Here is a 3,712-nt window from a genome sequence, read left to right on the forward strand (position 1 = left end):
GGCCGCCGAGCGGCGCGAACGCGCCCGCCGGGACGGCGCGGTGGCGACCGCGGTCGCGGCGGGCGCACGGCAGCTGCTCGGCCGCCTGGAGCTCTCGCTCGGCCGCGCGGAGGCGGAGCGCACCGCCGCGGAGCGGGCCAGGGCGGAGCGCGAGAGCGAGCTGCGCTCCGGGCGGGAGACCGGCCGCGAACTCAAGGCCGAACTCGACCGGCTGGTCGACGCGGGCCACCGCGACGAGGTGCTGAGGGCCGAGAAGCGGCTGCGGATCGAGCAGCTGGAGGCCAGGGCACTGGAGGAGTTCGGCATCGAGGGCGCCGAACTCCTCGCCTCGTACGGGCCGGCGACGCCGGTGCCGCCCTCCGTCCCGCAGGAGGGCGAGGAGCCGGGGGAGCCGGTGCCCTACGTCCGGGCCGAGCAGGAGAAGCGGCTGAGGGCGGCCGAGCGGGCGTACCAGCAGCTCGGCAAGGTCAATCCGCTGGCGCTGGAGGAGTTCGCGGCGCTGGAGGAGCGCCACCAGTTCCTCGGGGAGCAGCTGGACGACCTGCGGCGCAGCCGGCGCGACCTGATGGACATCGTGCGGGACGTGGACGTGCGGGTGGAGCAGCTGTTCACGGCGGCGTACCACGACACCGCGGCGCAGTTCGAGGGGGTGTTCTCGCGGCTGTTCCCCGGCGGGGAGGGGCGGCTGGTGCTGACCGACCCGGAGTCGATGCTGACCACCGGGGTGGAGGTGGAGGCCCGGCCGCCCGGGAAGAAGGTGAAGCGGCTGTCGCTGCTGTCGGGCGGCGAGCGCTCGCTGACGGCGGTGGCGCTGCTGGTCGCGATCTTCAAGGCGCGGCCCAGCCCGTTCTACGTGATGGACGAGGTCGAGGCGGCGCTGGACGAGACCAACCTGCGCCGGCTGGTCTCGATCATGGAGGAGCTGCGGGAGAGTTCCCAGCTGATCGTGATCACCCACCAGAAGCTGACCATGGAGTCGGCCGACGCCCTCTACGGCGTCACCATGAAGGGCGACGGCATCTCCCAGGTGATCAGCCAGCGGCTGCGCGAGGGGGCGAAACCCGGCCGCGCGGCCGAGGAGGCGCCGGCCGGCCGCGAGGGGGACGGGCGGGTGCGGCCCGGGCTGCCCCGGCAGCAGGAGTCCGCCGCCGCCGTCGGGCCGACGGACTGATCCACCCGCCGACACCCGGGGCGTTGGCGCCCGCCGCGCGCCCTTCGCGGATACTGGACGGGTTGTGACTCCTCCCCCTCGCGACCGAGGGGGCTTCTCACCGGGCCGCCCCCACCGGGCCGCGGCGCCCAGGGCCGACGGTGAGGCGGCGGTGCGTCGTGCGCCGGTGACCGAAGGATCACGTGGACCGGTCGGTCTGGGTCGTGGGATTCAGCGAAGGAGATGGATGTGGAGTATGTGATCCTCGCGGTCGTCATCGCGGTGCTTGCCGTCGGTGCGGTCGCGGGCCTGGTGGTGTCGGGCCGACGGCGCAAGGAGCTGCCGCCCAAGGCGCAGACCCCGGTCGTCGCGCCGCCCACGCCCCGCGCGCCCGAGGCCGGTGAGGCGCCCACCGAGGCGTCCGCGGACACGGCGCCGGTCACCGAGGCACCGGACGAGGCGGTCACCGCCGACGCTGCCACCGCGGAGGACACCGCGGTCGAGGGCACCGCGGTGGAGGAGGCCACGGTCGAGGAGGCCGTCGCGCCGCCCGCCATCGAGGTCCCCGAGCCGACGGCCGGCCGGCTGGTCCGGCTGCGCTCGCGGCTCTCGCGCTCGCAGAACACGCTGGGCAAGGGCCTGCTGACGCTGCTCTCCCGGGACCGCCTGGACGAGGACACCTGGGAGGAGATCGAGGAGACCCTGATCACCGCCGACGTCGGTGTGGCCGCCACTCAGGAGCTGGTGGACAGCCTGCGCACCCGGGTCAAGGTGCTCGGCACCCGTACCCCCACCGAGCTGCGCAAGCTGCTCGCCGAGGAGCTGACCGGGCTGATCGGCGCCGACGCCGACCGTTCGCTGAGCACCGCCAAGCACGAGGACGGGCGTCCGGCCGTCGTGCTGGTGGTCGGCGTCAACGGCGTGGGCAAGACCACCACCTCCGGCAAGCTCGGCCGGGTGCTGGTGGCCGACGGCCGCAAGGTGGTGCTCGGCGCCGCCGACACCTTCCGTGCCGCCGCCGCCGACCAGCTGCAGACCTGGGGCGAGCGGGTCGGCGCGCAGACCGTGCGCGGCCCGGAGGGCGGCGACCCGGCCTCGGTCGCCTTCGACGCGGTCAAGGAGGGCATCGCCGAGGGCGCGGACACCGTGCTGATCGACACGGCGGGCCGGCTGCACACCAAGACCGGCCTGATGGACGAGCTCGGCAAGGTCAAGCGGGTGGTCGAGAAGCACGGCCCGGTCGACGAGGTGCTGCTGGTCCTGGACGCCACCACCGGCCAGAACGGGCTGGTGCAGGCCCGGGTCTTCGCCGAGGTCGTCGACATCACCGGCATCGTGCTGACCAAGCTGGACGGCACCGCCAAGGGCGGCATCGTGATCTCGGTCCAGCGCGAGCTGGGCGTGCCGGTCAAGCTGATCGGGCTCGGCGAGGGCGCGGACGACCTGGCGCCGTTCGAGCCGGCCGCGTTCGTGGACGCGCTGATCGGCGACTGACCCGGTCCGGCGGCGGCCGCAGGCCCGGCCGCAGGCCGAAGGGCCGTCTTCCCCGGTGCGGGGGAGGCGGCCCTTCGTCGTCCGGTCGTCCGGTCGTCCCGTCGTCCGTGCGGCGCGGAACGTTACTGCGCGGCCCGCACGCGGTGCACGCGGTGGGTCAGGAGGCCAGCCAGGCCGGCTCGGCCGTGCGGGCCCGGCTGCGGTGGCAGGCGTACGCCAGGGTGCCCAGCAGCAGCCGGGCCTCGGGCGGACGGACCGCGCTCTCCCGGCAGGGGCGGCGCAGCCAGCGCATCGGTCCGAGCCCGGCCAGCACGGTCGGCGGCGCGGCGACGTAGCTGCCGGCGCCGTGGCAGACCAGGTCGAGGGCGGCGTCGTCCCAGCCCATCCGGTACAGCAGCTCGGGCAGCTGACCGGCGGTGCCGGGGGCGACGAAGAACAGCATCCGGCCGGTCGGGGCGGCCAGCACCGGGCCGACCTGGGTGCCCATCCGCTCCAGCCGGACCAGCGCCTGCAGGCCGGGCTGGGCCGGGACGTCCAGGACGTCGAAGGTCCGCCCGGCCGGGAGCAGCAGCGGCGCCCCGGCGGTGCACCGGGCGGCCAGCTCCGGGACGGCCGTCCCGGCCGGCAGCTCCGGTCCGACCGTGTCGTGCAGGCCGGGGGCGGCGCAGTACGGGGCGGCGCAGGCGCAGCCCGTCGCGGCCCGGGGGCGGCCCGGCCCGGTGGTGCCCACGGCCACCGACCAGCCCAGCCGGCCGGTGTACTCGGTGGCCGCCTGCAGCGAGGTGGCGCGGGTGCGGCGGGTACCGCGCGGCGCCGGCCACAGGGTGCCCAGCCGGAGATCGCCGAACAGGTTGTCCATGCCTCCCCCAACAGGTTCGGGTTGCCGGTGGTTACGGGACCGTGACATCGGGTCAATTGTCCGGTGTGGTGCACGTGGTGCGTTGGCGGCGCGCAGTGGGCGCCGTGCGCCAATTCGGGTGGCGCGCGCCAGGAGTCGCCTTGCACTGGCCCGCCGGATGCCGGATCGTCGTTGCTGCACGAGGTGCCTCCGTCGTCCCGAGGGCGGCA

The 3,712-nt window shown here is 75.4% G+C and carries 3 protein-coding genes; 2 read left to right on the forward strand and 1 reads right to left on the reverse strand.

Features of this window, described 5'->3' with window-relative positions; translation table 11 throughout:
• Positions 1 to 1,171: AAA family ATPase (locus AA75_RS35975; protein WP_033824603.1), on the forward strand; the 1,171-nt coding region annotated here is incomplete at its 5' end.
• Positions 1,172 to 1,393: 222 nt separating this feature from the next.
• A complete protein-coding gene (ftsY, locus tag AA75_RS35980) occupies positions 1,394 to 2,644 on the forward strand; it encodes a signal recognition particle-docking protein FtsY (RefSeq protein WP_199520495.1) in 1,251 nt (416 codons plus the stop codon).
• A gap of 157 nt (positions 2,645 to 2,801) precedes the next feature.
• On the opposite strand, the gene AA75_RS35985 is transcribed toward ftsY, so the two are convergent.
• On the reverse strand, positions 2,802 to 3,503 hold the full coding sequence (locus tag AA75_RS35985) for a bifunctional DNA primase/polymerase (RefSeq protein WP_033824605.1): 702 nt from the start codon (positions 3,501 to 3,503) through the stop codon (positions 2,802 to 2,804).
• Positions 3,504 to 3,712 lie beyond the last annotated feature (209 nt).

The sequence above is a fragment of the Kitasatospora sp. MBT63 genome, assembly GCF_000710465.2.
GTDB lineage: Bacteria > Actinomycetota > Actinomycetes > Streptomycetales > Streptomycetaceae > Kitasatospora.